Annotated in this window: 1 pseudogene; it reads right to left on the bottom strand. The window is 38.9% G+C overall.

Going from position 1 to position 522, the window contains the following annotated elements:
* Positions 1–522, bottom strand: a pseudogene (locus tag ACVCXO_RS00130) (gliding motility-associated C-terminal domain-containing protein); the annotation flags it as partial.

The raw sequence follows: 522 nt of genomic DNA, 5'->3' as shown, positions 1-522 counted from the left end.
TACAGTACAAGATGTTAAGTCAGGACCGATAGAATCTTCAAGCGTAAGCGTTGCAGTAAGTATGGTTTCATTACCACAATCATCAGCAACTGTATACGTAACTAGAATAGTACCACCAGCTCCACAAGTGGAAGCAAGGTTCGTAAATACATAATCTGAAGTTACATCAAATACTGCATCTGTATCACAGCTATCTGTACCACAAGATTGAAGAGCAAGTATGTTAGCAGCATTCCAATCGTTAGCGATCGTTTCGTTATCTGTACCATTACATTCTATAGTTTCGTCTATTACAGTACAAGATGTTAAGTCAGGACCGATAGAATCTTCAAGAGTAAGCGTTGCAGTAAGTATAGTTTCGTTACCACAATCATCAGCAACTGTATACGTAACTAGAATAGTACCACCAGCGCCACAAGTGGAAGCAAGGTTAGTAAATACATAATCTGAAGTTACATCAAATACTGCATCTGTATCACAGCTATCTGTACCACAAGATTGAAGAGCAAGTATGTTAGCGGC

The organism is Lacinutrix sp. MEBiC02404 (assembly GCF_053601575.1).
Note: the sequence above shows the minus strand (reverse complement) of the source record. Positions and strands in the feature narration are given on the sequence as shown.